This is a genomic window from Novosphingobium oxfordense, from assembly GCF_044029435.1.
In the GTDB taxonomy this organism is placed as follows: Bacteria; Pseudomonadota; Alphaproteobacteria; order Sphingomonadales; family Sphingomonadaceae; genus Novosphingobium.
In genome coordinates this window covers 1622582-1642752 of the sequence record NZ_CP147008.1, presented here as the reverse complement: position 1 = coordinate 1642752, position 20171 = coordinate 1622582, and the positions used below count along the sequence as shown (strand labels likewise).

Below are 20171 nucleotides of genomic sequence, written 5' to 3'. Positions count from 1 at the left end.
GATCCATCCCCCCGACAAGCACGAAAAGGGCGCTCGCAGATACCTGCGAGCGCCCTTTTCATTGGCTCAAAGCTTCGCCTGAATGCCCACGAAGATGCGCTGGCCGGGGTAGTACAGCTCCAGCGGCATGTCCTTGTTGATGTAGGTCTTCGAATATTCCTTGTTGATGTTCAGCATCTCGAAGAAGACGTCGAAGTGATACTGCGGGAAACGCAGGGTGATCTTGCCGTCGAGGTAGCCTTCACCCTTGCGATAGATCGGGTTGTTGCCGTTGGCGGCATCGCTGACGACGTCCAGCCACTTCGACCGATAGTTGTAGCTGAGGCGCGCGTTCAGGAAGCCTTTGTCGTAGAAGACGCTGGCGTTGTAGGTGTAGCTTGAAAGACCGGGATATTCCTTCAACTCCTGGTTCGTCGCACCATTGGTCAGGTTAGTGCGGATAGCGCGGGCGTAGGTGAAGTTGGCCGAGGCACCGAAGCCGTCCAGCGGCTTGGGCAGGAACGTGAAGGCGGTCTGGGCGCTGGCTTCCACGCCGTCCAGCAATGCGCCCTGACCGTTCACTGGCTGGCGGACGGTGTAGGTGATGCCGTCGTGGAACAGGTCCACGCCGCTGCGCACCACGTTGCCGATGACGAAGCTGGATTCGTACTTCTTATAGTAGCCCAGGCTCAGCATCGTGTCCGGATTGGGATACCAGGCCAGGTTCACTTCCCACTGGTCCGCGCGATAGGGCTTCAGGTCCGGATTACCGGCGGTGCAGACATCATCGGCGCTGGAGATCGTCTGATCGTCCACGCAGTTGATGTTCGGCACCAGGTCGGTCGGCTTCGGACGGGCCAGGTTCTTGGCATAGTTCGCGCGCAGATAGAGATTGCGCTGCAATTCCAGGTTGGCGTTGAAGGCCGGCAGGAAGTCTGTGTAGCTGTTGGAAATCTGTGCTTGCTGTGCCGCCAGCACCACCGTTTCGGTGCCGCCCGTGGAATTGAAGCGGGTGACCCGGCTGGTATTGGTGCCGAGGCCGGTATCCTTGGTATGCGTCCAGCGAAGGCCGGCGTTACCGGTCAGGTTCATGCCGAAGATCTGGGTGTCGATGTCCAGCATCGCGTAGCCGGCCAGCACGGTCTCGTCGATCTTTGCGCTGGGAATCTGCGGATAGCCATCGGCAAAGCGGACGAGGTCGTGGTCGAAGCCGGACAGGTCGTAGATCTGCGACAGGATTTCGGAATTGAAGTTGGGATAGGCCAGTCGGCTCGGGATGCCGGAAGGCGCGTTCTTCAACCCGGAATAGAGCGGCGCGCCGCCCGTCACCCCGCCCAGTGACGAGATCAGCGAGGCATATTGCGCGGGCGTGATGTAATAGGTGTTGCCGTTCCGGGCGACCGCCGGATTGTTCTGGATCTGCGTGGTGTAGGACACGTTGGCGCTGGACTGGTAGGTCAGCGTCGCCGGATCGATCAGCATCGAACCGCCGCCCAGATAGTTCAGGAACTTCTGCTTGCGCGCCTGCGCGCCGAACTCGATCTTGCGGACGATCGGGTGGTCGATCTCCCAATCCGCATCGAACTTCAGCTGGTCTTCGGTATTGTTGTATTCGGCCGGGCGATACTGGATGGACGGGCCGTAGATCGGCAGAACCTGCCCATTGGCGCCGGTGCGCGTGGCATCGGCATAGACGTTGGGATCGGCGGGGTCGAAGTCCGACGGGAACTGGAAAACCGGAACGCCCTGCGCATTGTTGCGGTCGATGGTGATGCCGGCAACGCTGGTGCCCAGCGAGATCAGGTTGGTCTGGGAATCGGTGTGCGCCTTGGCGTGCGATCCCATGACGTCGATATGCAGGCGATTGAGATCCCAGCGGAATCCGCCGGAGAAATATTTGGAATCCTGATCGTAGCTGAAGTCGCGCCGCTGCACGCCGATTATGTTGGCAGCGCCGCCCCAGTTGGGAACGGCCGCCGTGCCCAGGTTCACGGCATTGAGCGCGGTGGTCAGGCTGGTGACGACGTGGTTCGCGTTCACCGTCGAGGTGCCCAGCGCCACTTGCGGACGCGACGTGCCGCCGCCCGCGCCGGCAGCAAGCTGCGGGTCAAGATTGAAGCGCTGGATCGTGCCGAGGTCGACCGAGTAGTTGATGTCCTGCAGCGTCTGGTTGCGCTTGTTGATCTGCACGTTGGCATAGGCGCGGAAATTCGGCGCAACCTGATATTGCAAGGTAAGGTCGCCGGAGATGCGCTTGTCGTTACGCACAAGGTTGCGATAGCGCGGCGCCTTAGGCGCCCAGTCGAAGAACTGGGTTTCGCAGGCCAGCCGATTGGCAGTCGCCTTCGCGGTGGTCGCACCGCCTACGCCGGCGCAGCTTTCATAGGTGTCGTAATCGGCATAGAGCGGATCGGCAACGGTCTTCTCGGTCGAATGATCGAAGTCCGCCAGACGGGCCCAATTGGTGTTGCTGACATAGTCCTGCCGCGTGTTCACGTCACTGTAGGTGCCGTTAAAGAGCACGCCCAGCCCGTCGATCAGAAAGTGCGGCGTGCCGGCGAAGAACGACACGCGCGGCCGCCAGGTTTCGGTGGTATCCAGGTGCTGGCCCGAAACGGTGGCGGACAGGATCGGCTTCAGAAGGTCCAGCGGCTTGCGCGTTTCCACGCGCACGGTACCGCCGATCCCGCCTTCGGTCAGGTCGACCGCATAACCCTTGTAGACGTCGATCGACTTGACGAGTTCGGTTGCCAATTCGCGGAAATCGCCCGAGCGGTCACCCAGCGCGCTGACCTGGCTGACGCCGTTGATCTCCACGCGGTTGAGGTCCGGCTCGACGCCGCGGATCGAGACCTTCACGCCCTCGCCAAAGTCGCGGCTGAGCTGGACGCCGGTGATGCGGGCAAGGGAATCGCCGATGTTCTTGTCGGGAAAGCTGGCAATGTCGTCCGCGACGATGGAATCGACCACCGTCTTGGCATCGCGCTTGCGGCTGATCGCGGATTGCAGCGAGGCGCGGGTGCCGACGACGACGATGTCATTGGCGGTGGCGATCGCCCGTTCGACGGTCTTCTGGTCGGGCGCCTGATCGGCGGCGGAAGCGGAAGGCTGGGGATCGGCCGCATTATCACTCGAATTTGTCTGAGCAATAGCGGGCATGGAAACCGTCAAAGCGGCGGCAAATGCCAGTATCGACGCACTGCGAAGCATACGCGATTCGCAGCGGTTTGTGTGAAAATCTGACGCAACTTCAGCGTTATGGGCCTGCATAGCCTTTCCCCTCATTCCCCTGACGACCTCGCATTTCCGGTTTTCCGGTGACGGATCGAATCAGTTTCTAGACGGACACTTATTGAACCGATATGTGGGATGCAATGCTATAATTTGGACCAACATGGTTCAAAATCAGGAGGATGTTCCAAATGGCGGCACAATTCCGCGCTCTGGCCGTGATGCTGGGCCTGCTTTCCACCAATCCATTGCTGGCAGCCGCCGCGCCCGTGCGCAGCGCTCCCGAACGGCTGGACCGCGGGGCCGTCGTCGTGCCCGCCAAGGAGGGTGGAATCCTGGTGAATTGGCGGCTTTTAGCTAGCGATCCGGCGAATGCGCGCTTCCGTGTGCTGCGTGACGGCCGGCAAGTCCACGTTACCAAAGCGGGCGAAGCCACCACTTTCGTGGACGCACGAGGCACGCCGTCCAGCGCTTACACGGTGGAACGCATCGGCGATCGCGCCGGCCCGCAACGTGCCATGATGTGGGACAAGGGCTATCTCTCGATCCCGCTGACCCCACCTGCGGATGCCGTGACTCCCGCCGGAGACGCCTATTCCTACACCGCCAACGACGCCAGTGCGGGCGATCTCGACGGCGACGGGCAGTTCGAGATCGTGCTCAAGTGGGATCCCACCAACAGCCACGACAATGCCCACACCGGCTATACCGGCAACGTCTTCCTCGACGCCTATCGACTGGACGGCACGCGCCTCTGGCGCATCGATCTGGGCGGCAACATCCGCGCCGGAGCGCACTACACGCAATTCCTGGTCTTCGATTTCGACGGGGACGGCCGCGCCGAAGTGGCGATGAAGACCGGCGACGGTACCGTCGACGGCACTGGCAAGGTTCTCGGCGACGACAAAGCCGACTGGCGCAGCACCGGCGGCGAAGTGCCGCAGAAGGACCGCACGGGCGCCAAGGTCTTGCCCAACGGAACCAAAGTGGCGCCGATGCAGGGACGCATCGTCAAAGGGCCCGAATACGTTACCGTTTTCGAAGGCGCGACCGGCCGGGCGCTCGCCACCGCGCCTTACGATCCGCCGCGCTATCCCGGCGGAAACCCGACGCCGGAACAACTCGCCGCCGCCTGGGGCGATGGCTACGCGAACCGATCCGACCGCTTCCTGGCCGGTGTTGCCTATCTCGACGGGCATTTGCCCAGCATGGTGTTCGGACGCGGCTATTATGCCCGCACCGCGATTGCCGCTTGGGACTGGCGCGACGGTAAACTGACCGAACGCTGGCTGTTCGACACGTCGCCCGCCAACAATGGCGACTATGCCGGGCGCGGCAACCACCAGCTTTCCATTGCCGATGTCGATGGAGACGGTCGGGACGAGGTTATCTACGGATCGATGGCGGTGGACGACAACGGCAAGGGGCTTTGGACCCGGCCGCTGTTCCACGGCGACACCATGCATGTAGGCGACCTGGACCCAGCGCGGCCCGGCCTCGAAAAATTCGGCGTGTTCGAGGATATTCGCCAGAACGGCGGCCTGGGCTCAGCCCTGCTCGATGCGCGCACTGGCGAAGTCCTGTGGTCGAAACCCGCCGAGGAGGACACCGGGCGCGGCCTGTCCGCCGATATCGACCCGCGTCACTATGGCGAGGAGTTCTGGGCGGTCAATTCCGACCGTCTGTTCGATACCAAGGGCCAGCCCATCGGCCCGCGTCCGCGGCAAACGAACTTCGCGATCTGGTGGGACGGAGACCTGCTGCGCGAGCTGTTGGATGGCACCACGATTTCGAAATGGGATTGGCAGCGCGGCGTCGCCACACCGCTGCTGGCGCCGCCGGAGGGCCTCGCCTCGAACAACGGCACCAAGGCGACACCCGCGCTCCAGGCGGACCTGATCGGCGACTGGCGCGAGGAAGTTATCTGGCGCAGCGCCGACAACCGCGAAATGCGCATCTACACCACGCCGTATTCGACCACGCACCGCTTCGTCACGCTGATGCAGGACCCGGTCTATCGCGCTGGAGTAGCGTGGCAAAACACCGCCTACAACCAGCCGCCGCATACCGGATTCTACCTCGGCGCGCCGCGACCGAAGGGCCAGTAAGGCGAGTGCTTGAAGCGCCAGGTGCCTGGCGCTTCAAGCACCTACTCGCAACCTCCCAATAAAAACCTCGTCGCCCCCGCGAAGGCGGGGGCCCCGCTTTTTCTTTACGCTCACGTGAAGGCGCGAATGCAGACGAGCAAGCGGGATCCCCGCCTTTCGGGGATGACGTCAAGTTCTGTTGCGAGGGAACCAGCCTTAACCGCCGGTTCCTGCCCCACGCCGCTCGTAGCCGCTGATCGCAAGCCCAATCGGAATCAGCACCAATGTCAGCGCCGCTAGCAGGCCAAAGGCCAACCACCAGCCCTCCGCCCGGCCCTGCAACCATCCGATCAGCACCGGCCCCAGAGCGGCAAAGCAATAGCCCGCGCTCTGCACTTTCGTCGAAATCCGCCGGTTCTCATCCACCGTGCGGGCGAATTTCATGATCATCATGAAAATCAGCACGAAAGTGCCGCCATGCGCGATGCTGCCGATGGGAGACCACAGCATCCACTGCCCCGGCGCCGCCACGATCCACAATGGCGTAACCGTCCAGACAATGCCCATCAGGACCAGCAGCCGGCCCAGCGAAATGCGCCGTGCCAGCACCGGAATCCCCAGTGAACCGGTAAGCGACAGTATCTGGAACGAGGACGCCACGATGCCCGCCTGCGTGCTGGTCATCCCACCCGCTTTAGTCAGGAATGTCGGCAACCAGGCCGTAAGGCCATAGTAGGCGAAGATATGGATCGCGAAAGCCGCTGTCATCAGCCAGACCACCCTCGCCGGCATCGCACTCGCCGGTTCGGTCTCGGATCTAGACGTGGCCGATGCACTGTCCTCCGCCGTCAGCCCGCGCCGCGCGATCAGCCACCGCGACGCCAGTGCCAGCACTGTCAGCCAGACCCATCCGGCAAGCGCCATCTGCCAGCCGCCCCAGGCCGCGATCGGCGCGGTGAAGCCCAAAGTCAGCATAGCGCCCAGATTGAGCGAAACGGTATACAGCCCCGTCACGCCATTCACATTGCGCCGGAAATCGCGCGCGATCAGCATCAGCGAAACGATATTGCCCATCGCGATGCAGACGCCGATCGCCAGCGTGCCCGCGAACATGCCGACCGCACCGGCATAGGGCCGGGTCACCGTAGCCAGGGCCACGCCGATGAGTACCAGGCGGATCGTCCGATCTATGCCCATCCGGGCGATCCATGGCGATATCAGCGGTGGCAGCAAGCCGAAGCACAGCACCGGAATGCTTGTCAGCAGCCCTGCTCCCACATTTCCAAGCCCGAGACTGGCGCGGATTTCAGGGAGCACCGGCTGGATCGCCGTCAACGGACTGCGCAAGTTGCAGCCCAGAACGATCAAGGCGAAAAGGGGAAACCAGGCGGCCAATCCGCGCCTGGCCGCCACAGGCGCCGGCTCCTGAATTTGCGAAAGAGGCATCGGGGGGGAATGGCGGCGCGCGTCCCGGTTGGCAATCCTTGAAAGCCGTCTCTTGTCGCAAAGCTGTGACACACTTTTTCTTGTCGGACTAGTTGACGGTTAAACCCACATGATGAAATACCATCCCACATAAGATACCCGATCGGGAAGGGAGAGAGCATGAGCAAGCTGGTCTGGAGCCGCCGCGAGATGTTGGCCCAAAGTCTGGCCACATCCGCCGTTGCCGGTTCCATGGCTTTGACGGCCGGACGCGCGGATGCGGCGGCGTCGCCAATCGCCGCAAGGGAACCGCTCGGCTCCGGCATCGCATCGGCTGACGACGTGGTCTGGCTCGACGGCGGCGCTCCCTCCGCCCATGAAGGCCAGTCCTGGGGCCAACCCTGGCCGCGTGGCACCCGGTACGACAAGCGCGGCTACGTACTCGAAAGTGCCGGCGGAGTGCGCGAAGCGGTGCAGACATGGCCGATGGCATGGTGGCCCGACGGTTCGATCAAGTGGACCGGCCACGCCACCGTGGCAAATGGCGCCCGCGCCGGCGGCTTGCGCGTCGTTCCCGGCAGCGCCAGCCCCGCGCAGACCCTCTCCGTCCGCGAGGCGGGCGATGCCATCACTGTCACCGTGGGCCAGACGGTCTGGACCGTCGGACGCTCGGGCGAGGCGCTGATCCGCTCCGCGCGCGTCGGCAATGCCGAAGTGCTGCAATCGGTGCGCCTCCTTGCCAGCGCACAGGACCGGGCCGATGACGAGGACGGCAGCCCAAATCTCGCTCGCTGGACCGGCACGATCGAAAGCGCCAGCGTCGAACAGAGCGGCCCGATCCGCGCCGTCATCAAGCTCGACGGCCGCCATCGCGGCAGTGGGGACAGAGGAGGGAGCGACTGGATGCCCTTCTCCATCCGCCTCTACTTCCACGCCGGATCGGACAGTGTGCGGCTGGTCCACTCGATGATCTTCGACGGCGATCCGGCCAAGCGCTTCATTCGCGGCCTCGGCCTCGAAGGCGCGGTGCCGATGCGCGACAAACTGCACGACCGCCACGTGCGCTTCGCGGGCGAGAACGCCAATGGGAATGGGGGCCTCTGGGGTGAGGCCGTACGCCCGCTGACCGGCTTGCGCCGCGATCCCGGCAAGGCTTTCCGAGATGCGCAAGTAGCGGGTACGGCGACGCCGCCGCTCGATCAGATGGCCGCGGCCGTGCGCCAGAATCTGGACTACATCCCCGCCTGGGGCGACTTCCGCCTGCGCCAGCCCAATTCCGACGGTTTTTCGATCGTCAAGCGCACCAAGCCGGGCTTCGGCTGGATCGACGTCGATACCGCAGGCCGCGCGCCGGGTCTGGGCTATATCGGTGGACCTTCGGGCGGCGTCGCCTTCGGCATGCACGACTTCTGGCAGCGCTGCCCGGTCGGCCTCGACGTTGCCGACGCCGCCAGCGACACCGCGCGCTTCACGGTCTGGTATCACGCCCCCGATGCCCCGGCGATGGACCTGCGCTTCTATCACGACGTCATGGGCATGGAGAGTTTCGAGGCGCAGAATCTGGGCCTCGACGTGACTTACGAAGACTACGAGCCCGGCTGGGGCGATGCTTCCGGGATCGCGCGCACCACTGAATTCCGCATCTGGGCCCTGCCCGCCACGCCCCCGCGCGAGCGACTGGCCGCGATGGGCGCGGGGCTGGCCACGCCGCCGCGCATGGTCGCCAATGTTGCCCGCGTTCATTCGGCTGGATTGTTCGGGCCGTGGAGCCCGATCGCCTCAGGCGGTCCGCTGCGCGGCAAGATCGAGGCGCGCGCGAAGCAGGAACTCGATTTCTACGTCGGGCAGGTCGATCAGCGCCGCTGGTACGGGTTCTGGAACTACGGCGATGTCATGCACAGCTATGACAACGACCGGCACGTCTGGCGCTACGACATTGGGGGGTTCGCGTGGGACAACAGCGAACTCTCCACCGACATGTGGCTCTGGTACGGCTTCCTGCGCAGCGGCCGCGCCGACGTGTTCCGCCTGGCCGAGGCGATGACGCGGCATACCGGCGAGGTCGATGTCTATCACTCCGGCCGGTTCAAGGGTCTCGGCACTCGCCACGGCGTGCAGCACTGGGCGGACAGTTCGAAGCAGCCGCGCATCTCCAACGCCGCCTATCGCCGCTTCTACTACTACCTCACCACCGACGAGCGCTGCGGAGACCTGATGCACGCGCTGGTAGACAGCGACCATGCACTGAAGACGGTCGATATCGGCCGCAAGGTCATGCACCGTGCGGACGCCAGCAAGCCGCCCGCCGGCACCGGCGCGGTCGTAGCCGACCAGCCGCTGCCCGATGGCCAGATCTTCATGCAGTTCGGCACCGTCTGGGGATCGCTGCTGGGCGCCTGGCTGACCGAGTGGGAGCGTACGCGCGACATCCGCTGGCGCGACCGCATCGTCGCGGGAATGCGCTCCATTGCCGCCTTGCCCAAGGGCTGGCTGGCAGGCGGCGCGGCTTTCGATCTGGCCACCGGGCGCTTCATGGGGCCGGGCGACGAAGTGAACATGAGCCACCTCAACGGCGTGTTCGGCGTGTTCGAGATCACTGCCGAACTGCTCGAACTGATCGACGAACCGGCTTTCCGCAAGGTCTGGCTGGACTACTGCGAACTCTACAACGCGCCGGAGGCCGAATTCCGCGCCCGCACCGGCGCATCGGGTAAGGGCCGCGCGCTGACTCAGGCCCATTCCCGCTACACCGCCTATGCCGGGGTGCAATTGCGCAAGCCGGACCTCATCAAGCGTGCCTGGGGTGAATTCTTCGGCGCGGGCGACCGGGAAGGCCGTGACCAGACGCGCGGCGCGCACAAGGTGACAGGCGCCGCCGTGCTCAAGCCAGTGGACGAGATCGCCGAAGTCTCCACCAACGACGCCGCGCAGTGGGGCATTGCCGCCACCGTGAACCTGACGCTGATCGGGGACGTGCTGGAATGAAGCGTCTCGCCGCCGCCTTGCTACTTTTGCTGCTGCCGGCGGCGGCGAACCCGCCGACGGACGACTTCCGCCACGGCCTCTCGCATTGGCGGATCGAGGCGGAGGCCCGCTCACGCGTCACGGTGCAGGACGGCGTGATGGACATCGACGCGCCGAAAGGCATTTCGGTCTGGTGGACCGGCGAACTGACCGGCCCGGTCGCCATCGAGTACGAGGTCATGGCCGTTTCCGCAGGCGGGCCGAACGACGCGGTGAGCGACGTCAACGCCTTCTGGATGGCCACTGACCCCGCCGCGCCCGACGGATCGCCTCTTTCCAATCCGCGCAGCGGCGCGTTCGGACGGTACGATACGTTGAAGACCTACTATGTGGGGATCGGCGGCAACCGCAACACCACCACCCGAATGCGCCGTTATGTGGGGGAGCCAGGCAACCGCCCGCTGTTGCCCGAGCACGATCGGTCCGATCCAGCCGCTTTGCTGGTGGCCAACCGCTGGACTGCCGTGCGCGTTGCGGCCGAGGGCGGGCGGATCACCGTGGACTATGACGGCAAGCGGCTCTTCACAATGAACGATGCCACTCCCTACGCCCGAGGCTGGTTCGCCCTGCGCACGACCAAGAGCCATCTGCGCATACGCAATTTCCGGATCGTGCCGCTTGGGACTGGCCACTGAGGGGCCGCAAATGGCTCTTCCCAACCTCACTATCTCCTTACCCCCTCGTCACGCCGCGCAGGCGGGCCTGCGCGGGGACGACGGAGTGGCATGGGCAGAGGTTTGGCCGGTCACGCTCCGTCGGACGGAATCCGCAGCCCATGCCGCGCGGCAAACCGTGCGAAGCGGGTGAGCCACAGCCCCGCGCGCCCATCCGGTTCGAACAGCGGGGCGCCGTGGCCGCCTTTCTCGATCACGTAGAGCTCGCTGGGAATTTTCGCCGCCCGGCAGCCTTCGAACATCGCAATGCTGTTGCCGCAATCGACCACCGTATCATCCGCCGCATGGCCGAGCAGGATCGGCGGCGTGGTTGCGGGAACGTCGAGATTCACCGAGTAGCGCCGTGACAGTTCCTCGCTCGGGTTCGCCCCCAGCAGTTCGCTGCGCGACTGGGCGTGGGCGAGCGGCGGCACCATGCTGACCACTGGGAAGAACATTCCTGCCACCATAGGTCGCGCGTCCTGTGCGTCGATCGCGTCGACTGGATCGTAGACCTTCGCTGCAAACCGCGTGGCGATGCTGCCGCACAAGTGGCCCCCCGCCGAAAACCCGATGGTCGCAATGCTGGCGGGATCGATGCTCCACTTCGCGGCATTGGCACGGATCACACGCAACGCGCGCTGGGCGTCCTGCAGAGGCGTGTCCGGGCCGCCGATCCAGCCGTCATGCGGAAGGCGGTAGAGCAGTTCGAACGCCGTCACTCCCTGGCCGGCGAACCAGCGCGAGATTGCCGACGGCTTGGTGCCCATGGCCACCCGCGCATAGCCGCCGCCGGGGAACATCAGCACCGCCGCGCCGGTAGGCTTGGCGGCCGGGCAGACCGTCAGCATCGGAGTTGCCACATGCGGCCAGGCAAAATCGTCAGGGTTGTTCTTGTTGGAACGCAGCACGCGCTCTTCCTTCACGCCCTGCGTCGGCAACCCCGGCGGCGTTCCGGGCCAGATCGGAAAGCGCTCGAACGCCCCACTCTCTCCACCCTGCGCCAAAGCGCGACCGGACAGCAAAGGCACCGCGGCCAGGGCGCTCAGCGAACCCAGGAATTGGCGGCGATCACTCGACATATTGCACTCTCCGCGAAAGGTCATTCTACGCATCAGAACATGTTGAAATTGTTTGTGACTTTTCGGGCAACGGCGGCTGCCGTGCGATCGGCCAAGCGCAACTCATTTCAAAGTTTAGAAAAATACTGCTCCAATCGATCAGCCTCACCCGAAGTAATCGGCATCACCGCGCCGTGCTTCGCCCCTGAGAAGTTCGTCGCCTTCATCGGAGATCCTGGGTCGTTAAATCGGCCCAGATTGTGAAAGTGCTTGAAATCCGTCGTCTCTGAAAAGCCCATATTATTGGGCTTGGCGCCGAATACGTCATACATAAGCACATAGGTCTTCGTTCCGGCCCGCCGCCAAAGATTAGGTGCTTCGGTCCCCACCGTCTCGGGATCTACGGGCGTGGGATTGAACACATATTCGCCGTTTATCCTGTTCGAGACAGCCTGCCGAAGATGGCCCGGCCGCTCGTGGGCAACGTAGAACAAGTGGAATTTGTCTCCGATCCGCGTGATATCGCCGTCGATCGAGCCCACGTTAGCCTTCGGGTACTTGAACAGCGGAAGCGGCGACTGGGTAACCGTCGTGAAAGCATCATCAGCATAGGAATAGACCATGTGTTCTGTCCCGGTGCCATCGCGTGTCGTGTAGTACACCATCATCTTGCGCGCTTTCGGATCGTAGATCGTCTCCGGCGCCCAGGCTGCGCTCAGATTGCGGGTCTCGGGAAAAAGCTGGTCGACATGCACAATGGCCTGCGTCCAGTGAATGAGATCGCGCGACTTCATGAAGATCAGGGAGCGATTGTTTCCCCAGCCATAACCCTCCTTTGGCCGCTCCCACTCCGTATCCCGCAAGCCTTCGCGCTGCGCGTAGATGTGAAGGTCAGTCATGCTGAGGTAGAAAGCGCCATCGGGACCACGCACGATATGAGGGTCGCGGATACCTTTTTGCTCGGCAATGTCCCTCCCCTTCAGGACCGGCTTGCCGCCATTCACGTCCCTGAACGTGTAACCATCCCGGGAAACGGCGATATGAAGCGAGTGGGTCTCGTCCCGAAAGTAGACCAGCAGATAGGCCGTGAGTGCGCGATCGGCTGGAACCGGCAACGCCTTCTGGCCCGCAAGGCTCGGCACGATTTCAAGCTGCTTTTCCAAGCCCGCCTCACCGGACAGCGCGATGCCCGGCGTGGCCGAAACACAGAATGCGGCAAGCCCGGCAACAACCAGGCCTACACCCTTCGCCTTCATTTTATCTCTCCGCTTGGTAGGCAGTTTAAGGCATTTCATTCGGCTTCGAGCACTGTCACGGACTTGGAAGGCACGACGATTTCCACATCGCTGCCCGCCAGGCGCACCGGCAATGGACGCGGCACGAAGGGGTCTGCTTTGTCGAAGGTGATGCGGGTATCGATACGATCGGCCGTGAGCGTCTGCGCGGTTGCACGGCGCCAGCGGCCGCCATTCAGATGTATGCTTAACCGGTTGGGCCGGGCCGGATCGAGATTGGCGATGGTGACATGCACCTTGCCACTCGCATCGCGGGAGGCCGACAGGTCGATGCTCGGCAAGCGAACATTCCCACGAACGTAGTCCGGCGTCTCAACCCTGACGGGCAAGGCCTTGGCACCTTGATGAGGCTTGTACATATCGAAGACATGGTATGTGGGCGTCACAACCATTGCGGCGCCCCGCGTCAGCACCAGCGACTGGATGACGTTCACCATCTGCGCCAGGTTCGCCATTCGCACCCGGTCGGCATGACGGTTGAAGATATTCAGGCTCTTTGCCGCAATCAGCGCGTCGCGCAGAGTACTTTCCAAGTAGAGCTGCGAAGGCGCATCCTTCTCGCTCTGGAACCAGCCGCCCCATTCGTCGACTGCGAGCGCGACGCGCTTTTCGGGATCGTACCTATCCATGATCTCCGAATGGCGACGAATGAGTTCGTCGGTCAGATCGGCACGCGCCAGGGCGGCCGTCCATCCATTCTCGTCGAAATCGACGTTCCGGCCCTTTGCGTGCCAATCGTTGCCCGCGAAAGTGTAGAAGTGCAGCGACAGGCCCCACATCAACGGCCGATCGCTGGTTAGCGCCAGCGGCGTAGGCTGCGGCCGCCAGTTCATCGCCAGCGCCATCACGCGGTCCGTCCACGCGTAGTCGTCCGTATCGGCGCCCACCGCGATCAGCCTGGCACGCTCGCCCGAATAAGTCCGCAAGAAAGCCGCATAGTGCCGGAAGGCCGCGGCATAAGTATCCGCGGTCATGTTTCCACCGCAACCCCAGCTTTCGTTGCCGACACCGATGAACGGCACTTCCCAGGGCTGAACGCGACCGTTGGCCGCCCTCTCCTCACCCGGCGCACTGTCTTGAGGCGCGGTCATGTAACGAAGCCAGTCGTCGGCCTCTCGCACGCTGCCGCTGCCTACGTTCACCGAAACAAACGGCTTGGCACCGATCTGATCCAGGAAGTCCATGAATTCATGCGTGCCGAAGGCATTGGTTTCGGGAGACTTGCTCCAGGCAGCATTAAGCCCGCGGGGCCTCCCCTCGGAGGAGCCAATGCCGTCACGCCAATGGTAGCCATCTGCGAAGCATCCGCCAGGCCAGAGAATGACCGGAACCTTGATACGGCGCAGCGCGGCAACCACGTCGGAGCGGATGCCCCTCACATTCGGGATGGCGGAATCCGGGCCTACCCAGATACCCTCGTAAACCCCTCGCCCGAGATGTTCGACGAACTGGCCGTAAATGTTGGGATCAATAGTTGGGCCGTCAGCACTCGCGGAAACAGTCGCATCCGAGTGGAGCGGGGTGTCGTCGATGCCGGCATCGGCCTTAGCCGGCCCCGTCACGCTTACCGCGATCAGGACCAAGGCGAGGCCGCTGGCCAGCCTCCCGCATGAATGCGCCATCTCAGCTCCCCTCAATTGTCGGAGTAGTGATGATGTCCGAATTTACGCCCGTCAACCACATTTTGGGACAAGAGGTCACATAAAGGACCATCACTGAAGTTCGGTATGGCTCTCTCGTTATCCAACCCCGGGCACTGAAGACGCTGCCAACAGGCTGGGCCAGACGACCCTGCGAGGATTGGGAATAGCTCGGCTCTGGTTCAGCTTGTGTTAGCGCGCCAAGGACCAAATAATGCGTATTCAGTGCGGATTAGCGATGCGGCGATTAAAGAATGTCCCCTGTCCAGAACCCATCAATCTGCTAAGCACTCGAGTTGCGGGACCTGGGAATCTCGTTGACGGGGGCGTGCGCGCAGGCAGTGGGCAGGGGCGAGTTCGAGGACCGACCAGACAGCGAACTGGTTGCCGCGGCGCAGGCGGGTGATCGCACGGCGTTCGAGGCCTTGCTGCGCCGCCACTATGACCGCATTCACGGACTTGCCTGGCACCTGACCGGATCGCGCAGCGATGCCGATGACGTGGCGCAAGATGTGTGCTGCGCGCTGGTCCTCCGCCTGGAAAGCTTCCGCGGAGAGGCCAAGTTCACCACCTGGCTTTGCGGCGTAGTGCTCAATGCCAGCCGCGACCTGATCCGCAAACGGCGGCGGCTTGGTGGGATGGTGGAGCGACTGGCGGTGATCGCCGGCCTTTCCCGCCAGCCCGACGGACGCGACCTGCACGACGCGATCTGGCTCAGGAGTGCGATCGCGCGAATGAAGCCCGCCTTGCGCGAAACCGCCGCGCTGGTCGCCGGCCAACAACTGACTCACGCCGAGGCAGGCGCCATTCTGGGCGTGAGCGAGGCGACCGTGTCATGGCGCATGCACGAGATCCGCAAGGCCTTGGGGGGCACTGCGCGATGAACGGCCGCCCCATCGAAACTTTTCTGACAATACCTTCCAAGGATTTGCCGGGACGGAGCGTCTCAAGGTCATGCGGACAATCAGGTGCCGCTGACCTGAGGGAGACGATCATGCCCCGAACCACTCGTTTGACCATCGCAGGCCTTGCCGGAACCGGGCTGGCGACACTGCTTCTGGCATCCTGCGCACAGAAGAGCCATCCGCCTCAAAACACTTCGATCGATGCCATGCCGATCATCGTCACCGGACAGCGGGTGGAGCAGCGACAAGCCGGTGACATCATGCTTCGCGCCGACGCGGCGCCCGCCTACGCCCCTCCGGCGCCCCCGCCGCCCCCGCCGTCTATAGGCTTCGCGCGAGCACCACTTCCCGCAACGGTGACCGCTGCGCCAGCCATCGCAGGCGGAATGATTGCGCGCGAAGCTCTCCCGCGTCCCCCGTATCAGGACCAGGGCCGCGATCGTTTCGACGCGCCGCCCGAGAACCCGTTCAAACTCGTGCGTGAAGAGCCGGTCTCGACCTTCTCGCTCGATGTCGACACGGCCTCGTACGCTTTCGTGCGCTCATCGCTCATGCGCAATGTCCTGCCTCAGCCGGCAGCGGTGCGGACCGAGGAGATGATCAATTACTTCCGCTATGACTATGCGCCGCCGCCGAACCGGGAACAGCCGTTCGGCAGCGCGATCTCGGTATTTCCCAGTCCGTTCACGGCCGGGCGCAAACTGGTGCGTATCGGCATTCGCGGCTACGACCTGCCCCGCGCGACGCGCCCACGGGCAAACCTGGTGTTCCTGATCGACACGTCCGGTTCCATGCGGGCGCCCAACAAGCTGCAACTGGTCAAGCAATCGCTGTCCATGCTGCTCGATCAACTGGACGCGCGCGACCGCCTGGCGATCGTCACGTACGCGGGGAACGCCGGCGTCGCGCTCGCCCCTACCCCCGCCAGCGACAAGGCGCGTATCCGTGCCGTGCTGGACAATCTTGAGGCGGGCGGCAGCACAGCAGGTGCCGAAGGTCTGCGCCAGGCCTATGCGCTGGCGGAGCAGAGCTTCGACAGCGCCGGCGTGAACCGCGTGATCCTGGCGACAGACGGCGATTTCAACGTCGGCGTCACCAGCCAGAACGAATTGAAGGGCTATATCGAGCGCGAGCGCGGCAAGGGTGTTTTCCTGTCCGTGCTGGGCTTCGGCATGGGCAATTACAACGACGCGCTGATGCAGACGCTGGCGCAGAACGGCAACGGAACCGCGTCCTACATTGATACCCTGGGAGAGGCGCGCAAGGTACTGGTGGACGAGGCAAGCGGCACGCTTTTCCCGATTGCCAAGGATGTGAAGATTCAGGTCGAATTCAATCCCGCCACGGTCGCGGAATATCGCCTGATCGGCTACGAGACCCGAATGCTCAACCGTGACGATTTCGACAACGACAAGGTAGATGCGGGCGATGTCGGTGCCGGGCAAACGGTAACCGCGCTCTACGAGATCGTTCCGGCAGGCGGTCCACGCGCGATCCCGGACCTGCGTTATGGGCACAAGGCGGCCATCGTCGCCCCCGGTAACGGCAGCGGCGAATATGGCTTCGTGAAGATCCGCTACAAGCTGCCGAAGTCGGATGTCAGCCGTCTGATCTCCGCACCGATCGACCAGCGGGCAGAAGCACGCAGCTTCGATGCGGCGCCGGCCGACGCCCGCTTCGCCACCAGCGTGGCAGGCTTTGCCGAGCTTCTGAAGGGCGGGCGCTATAGCGGTACCATGACCTATGACGACGTGCTCCGCATCGCCAATGGCGCGCGTGGGGACGATCCGTTCGGCTATCGCGCTGAATTCGTGCAGATGGTCCGCACGGCCAAGAGCGCACCTGCGCTCGCGACGCTGGAGCGGTGAATATGTGGGGACCGACCTTCAACCGGGCACCGGTCCCCGCAATTGCCTGTCCAGGCTACGCCGAGCCGCGCGCACGTACTGCGAACCTCGCGGCGAGGACGGGTTGAATGGCAGGCGACGACGACATCGAACGCGAGATCGCGGAGGCTTTGCCGCCTCCACCGCCCGCCGCGCCGGCGCGGCGCGAGGCGGCAATCGCCATGGCCTTGCAACGCTTCGACGGTGACGAGCAGGCGGTGGTGCCGAAAGGAAATCGTTCGGGCAATGGTACGGCCGATCGGCGCCCGGCGCGGCACTGGCTGCTCGGCGGTCCGCAACTGGCGGGCCTGATGACGGTATCGCTGGTGCTGCTCATAGGTGTGCCAGTGGCATGGCGCGCGCTGGAAAGCGGCAATGTGCCCGGCGCGCTGGCTCCTCATGCGACCAAGCCTTACATAACCTCCATCGACGTACCCGTTCGTGGCGCTTCGGTTGCTCGGACCGACGCATCAAAGGCGACGGCGGCACCCGGCACGGCGTCGAGTGCGACGCCCAATGCTGCGGCTCCCACCGCCCCAGCAGCGCCGCGCGCGTCCGGCACGGAGCCATCGCCGCCGCTCGCCATGGCCCCCACTGCCCCGCCCGCTTTCGCGCCGATCGTTGCACCGGCTCCTTCGCCTCCGCCACCGCCGCCTCCGCCAGCGCCGGCGCCGGCGCCGGCAATCGGAGGAAGAGCGCCCGTCAGCGGCTACGTCGCCGAAAGAGCCGCAGGTTCAGCCGGTGCAGCCGAAGATAGGTCCATCATCGTCACGGGGCGGCGGACACAGAGCGGCGCGGGCTACCTTTCCATGGCGGGAGACTGGAATGCCTGCACCATCCACGATCCGCGCCAAAGCCTTGCGGCTTGCCGCAGCCAGATCAATCCAGCTGCTTCCGGCTCCAAGGGTCAGTCGGACGCGTACCTCGCCGATGGACTGACGCAGGCATGGCAGGGTGATGCGCAGATAGCGATGACCGCGTTCGACCGGGCAATCGCTCTTTCGCCGAAATCCGCAATGGCATGGCTGAACCGTGCCTTGGCGCACGCCGATGCAGGCGACACCAACGAAGCTCTCACCGATGTCGCCACTGCCGCAAGGCTGGCGCCCAACTCGGCCCGCATCCACTACGCCTATGGACGCTTGCTGCATGCGAGCGGCAACGAACGGCGCGCGCGCGCCGAATTTGAGCGCGCGGCGCAGATCGATCCCAGCTATGCAGCACTCGATGATTGAACACTGACTTTCGCCGACGGAGCCGCCGCACCGCGACGGCCGCTCCCTTCCCTTCGCCGGAAAAATCGGCAAGAAGAGTTCTATGCTGCGCCAACCTTACTCCATCGTCGAACCCTATGAGACCGGAATGCTCGATACGGGCGATGGCCATAGCGTCTATTACGAGCGATGCGGCACGCCGGGCGCAAAACCGGCGGTTTTCCTGCATGGCGGCCCCGGCGGCGGCATTTCGCCTGCCCATCGCGGTCTGTTCGATCCCGACCTGTACGACGTGCTGCTGTTCGACCAGCGCGGCTGCGGCAGATCCACCCCGCACGCCTCGCTGGAAGCCAACACCACCTGGCATCTGGTCGCGGATATCGAGCGGCTGCGCGAACTAGCCGGTGTCGACCAATGGCTGGTTTTCGGCGGTTCCTGGGGTTCCACGCTCGCCCTCGCCTACGCGCAAAAGCATCCTGAGCGCGTGAGCGAACTGATCCTGCGCGGCATCTACATGTGCTCCCGCCCGGAACTGGACTGGTTCTACCAGTTCGGCGTGTCGCAGATGTTCCCGGACAAGTACGAACGCTTCACCGCGCCGATCCCGGAAAGCGAGCGCGGCGACATGCTTCACGCGTATCATCGCCGGCTGACCACGGGTTCGATCGAAGCGCAAATCGCGGCAGCGCGCGCATGGAGCCTGTACGAAGGGGAAGTGATTACCCTGCTGCCGGATCCCGGCATGTCGGAACAGCATGACGACGGGCATTTCGCGTTGGCCTTCGCTCGCCTGGAAACCCACTATTTCGTCAACGACTGCTGGCTTGAGCCGGGCCAGCTGCTGCGCGACGCGCACAAGCTTCGAACGATCCCGGGCACGATCGTCCACGGCCGCTACGACATGCCCTGCCCCGCGCATTACGCATGGGCGCTGCACAAGGCGTGGCCCGAGGCAGACTTCCATCTGATCGAGGGCGCCGGGCACGCCTATTCCGAACCGGGCATTCTGGACCAGTTGATCCGGGCGACTGATCGATACGCGAGAAAGGCCCGCGCCTAGAATTTTCAGACATGGGCCGCATCGGAGGCTTCATCGGGGAAAGCTGTCCAGCGGCGATCAACGCTGAACGATTGGCCGTTTCTGGTCAAAGTTCTGGAAACTCTCGACCGCAAGGTCGGGTTAGCGAAGACCAGCAGCCAAGGGAAGCACGCAGTCCCGGGTCAGCGGAGCCAAGATGAGCTTGACGGCTTCGGCGGGATGCACCCAGATCGCCTCTTCGATCTCCGACGCAATTGAAGGCTCATGCTCTGTCCTGACATGGAATAGCTGAGCTTCGACAAAACGGTCCGTTTCGTTCGCAGCTGGCGCAGAAAAGCAGCCCAGATATCGGCATTCGTGGTCCGATAGATCGAGCCCAATCTCCTCCAGCAGCTCCCGGCGGAGAGCCTCTTGCGGATCTTCGTTGGCTTCGATCTTGCCGCCCGCCTGCATAAAGCTGGGCGTGCCGGCTTTCCGAACAAGCATCAACCTTCCGCTCTCATCATCGATGAGCGCCGCAGCGATGCGAATGACATTCTGTATTTCGCCGTCCATGTCTCCGTGAGTGCCGGTTTGTTGGAACTGCTGCAATGCCGGCGTGTCCGGATTGGCTCGTCTCGCGACACGCCTGGACGGTTCCCTGCCGCTTGAGGCTGTCCATATGATCGTCCGGTTCTGTATCGGAAGCAGTCACACGCGGACGGCGATCTTGAAAGGGGACCGCCCTCCGAC

The 20171-nt window shown here is 63.8% G+C and carries 13 protein-coding genes; 7 read left to right on the top strand and 6 right to left on the bottom strand.

The genetic code is table 11. The features are described from left to right. Positions 1 to 66 precede the first annotated feature (66 nt). On the bottom strand, positions 67 to 3138 hold the full coding sequence (locus WBP07_RS29965; protein ID WP_395396878.1) for a TonB-dependent receptor: 3072 nt from the start codon (positions 3136 to 3138) through the stop codon (positions 67 to 69). Positions 3139 to 3401: 263 nt separating this feature from the next. Here WBP07_RS29965 and WBP07_RS29960 point away from each other — a divergent pair, with 263 nt between their 5' ends. Continuing rightward, on the top strand, positions 3402 to 5318 hold the full coding sequence (locus WBP07_RS29960) for a rhamnogalacturonan lyase (protein WP_395396877.1): 1917 nt from the start codon (positions 3402 to 3404) through the stop codon (positions 5316 to 5318). Positions 5319 to 5513: 195 nt separating this feature from the next. On the opposite strand, the gene WBP07_RS29955 is transcribed toward WBP07_RS29960, so the two are convergent. Continuing rightward, positions 5514 to 6710, bottom strand: a complete 1197-nt coding sequence (locus tag WBP07_RS29955; protein ID WP_395396876.1) for a CynX/NimT family MFS transporter — start codon at positions 6708 to 6710, stop codon at positions 5514 to 5516. 192 nt (positions 6711 to 6902) lie between these two features. Here WBP07_RS29955 and WBP07_RS29950 point away from each other — a divergent pair, with 192 nt between their 5' ends. Together WBP07_RS29950 and WBP07_RS29945 are read left to right on the top strand one after the other, a co-directional pair. Beyond that, positions 6903 to 9707, top strand: a complete 2805-nt coding sequence (locus WBP07_RS29950; RefSeq protein ID WP_395396875.1) for a Tat pathway signal sequence domain protein — start codon at positions 6903 to 6905, stop codon at positions 9705 to 9707. Beyond that, positions 9704 to 10381: a DUF6250 domain-containing protein gene (locus tag WBP07_RS29945; RefSeq protein ID WP_395396874.1), complete on the top strand. Its 678-nt coding sequence runs from the start codon at positions 9704 to 9706 to the stop codon at positions 10379 to 10381. The genes WBP07_RS29950 and WBP07_RS29945 overlap by 4 nt, the downstream gene beginning before the upstream one ends. A gap of 110 nt (positions 10382 to 10491) precedes the next feature. On the opposite strand, the gene WBP07_RS29940 is transcribed toward WBP07_RS29945, so the two are convergent. The 3 genes from WBP07_RS29940 to WBP07_RS29930 form a co-directional block, all read right to left on the bottom strand. After that, entirely contained in the window at positions 10492 to 11481 is a 990-nt protein-coding gene (locus WBP07_RS29940) for an alpha/beta hydrolase (protein ID WP_395396873.1), read from the bottom strand. Between the two features lie 107 nt (positions 11482 to 11588). Beyond that, positions 11589 to 12716 carry a glycoside hydrolase family 43 protein gene (locus WBP07_RS29935; RefSeq protein ID WP_395396872.1) on the bottom strand — a complete coding sequence of 376 codons (1128 nt, stop codon included), beginning with the start codon at positions 12714 to 12716 and terminating at the stop codon, positions 11589 to 11591. Between the two features lie 35 nt (positions 12717 to 12751). Next, positions 12752 to 14377: an alpha-N-arabinofuranosidase gene (locus WBP07_RS29930; protein ID WP_395396871.1), complete on the bottom strand. Its 1626-nt coding sequence runs from the start codon at positions 14375 to 14377 to the stop codon at positions 12752 to 12754. Between the two features lie 335 nt (positions 14378 to 14712). Between WBP07_RS29930 and WBP07_RS29925 the strand changes: the two genes are divergently transcribed. The 4 genes from WBP07_RS29925 (at position 14713) to pip (ending at position 19460) form a co-directional block, all read left to right on the top strand. Continuing rightward, positions 14713 to 15279, top strand: a complete 567-nt coding sequence (locus WBP07_RS29925; RefSeq protein ID WP_395396870.1) for an RNA polymerase sigma factor — start codon at positions 14713 to 14715, stop codon at positions 15277 to 15279. 110 nt (positions 15280 to 15389) lie between these two features. Beyond that, a complete protein-coding gene (locus WBP07_RS29920; RefSeq protein ID WP_395396869.1) occupies positions 15390 to 17168 on the top strand; it encodes a von Willebrand factor type A domain-containing protein in 1779 nt (592 codons plus the stop codon). A gap of 107 nt (positions 17169 to 17275) precedes the next feature. Continuing rightward, positions 17276 to 18421, top strand: a complete 1146-nt coding sequence (locus WBP07_RS29915) for a tetratricopeptide repeat protein (protein ID WP_395396868.1) — start codon at positions 17276 to 17278, stop codon at positions 18419 to 18421. 82 nt (positions 18422 to 18503) lie between these two features. Next, positions 18504 to 19460 (top strand): prolyl aminopeptidase, encoded by a 957-nt coding sequence (pip, locus tag WBP07_RS29910; protein WP_395396867.1) that lies wholly within the window; start codon positions 18504 to 18506, stop codon positions 19458 to 19460. A gap of 120 nt (positions 19461 to 19580) precedes the next feature. Here the strand turns inward: pip and WBP07_RS29905 are convergent, their stop codons facing one another. Further along, positions 19581 to 19994: an NUDIX domain-containing protein gene (locus WBP07_RS29905; RefSeq protein ID WP_395396866.1), complete on the bottom strand. Its 414-nt coding sequence runs from the start codon at positions 19992 to 19994 to the stop codon at positions 19581 to 19583. Positions 19995 to 20171 lie beyond the last annotated feature (177 nt).

Coding starts and splice junctions, on each gene's coding strand:
- WBP07_RS29965 (WP_395396878.1), bottom strand. CDS start 3,138: ATGCCCGCTATTGCTCAGACAAATTCGAGTGATAATGCGGCCGATCCC.
- WBP07_RS29960 (WP_395396877.1), top strand. CDS start 3,402: ATGGCGGCACAATTCCGCGCTCTGGCCGTGATGCTGGGCCTGCTTTCC.
- WBP07_RS29950 (WP_395396875.1), top strand. CDS start 6,903: ATGAGCAAGCTGGTCTGGAGCCGCCGCGAGATGTTGGCCCAAAGTCTG.
- WBP07_RS29945 (WP_395396874.1), top strand. CDS start 9,704: ATGAAGCGTCTCGCCGCCGCCTTGCTACTTTTGCTGCTGCCGGCGGCG.
- WBP07_RS29940 (WP_395396873.1), bottom strand. CDS start 11,481: ATGTCGAGTGATCGCCGCCAATTCCTGGGTTCGCTGAGCGCCCTGGCC.
- WBP07_RS29935 (WP_395396872.1), bottom strand. CDS start 12,716: ATGAAGGCGAAGGGTGTAGGCCTGGTTGTTGCCGGGCTTGCCGCATTC.
- WBP07_RS29930 (WP_395396871.1), bottom strand. CDS start 14,377: ATGGCGCATTCATGCGGGAGGCTGGCCAGCGGCCTCGCCTTGGTCCTG.
- WBP07_RS29920 (WP_395396869.1), top strand. CDS start 15,390: ATGCCCCGAACCACTCGTTTGACCATCGCAGGCCTTGCCGGAACCGGG.
- WBP07_RS29915 (WP_395396868.1), top strand. CDS start 17,276: ATGGCAGGCGACGACGACATCGAACGCGAGATCGCGGAGGCTTTGCCG.
- pip (WP_395396867.1), top strand. CDS start 18,504: ATGCTGCGCCAACCTTACTCCATCGTCGAACCCTATGAGACCGGAATG.
- WBP07_RS29905 (WP_395396866.1), bottom strand. CDS start 19,994: ATGGACGGCGAAATACAGAATGTCATTCGCATCGCTGCGGCGCTCATC.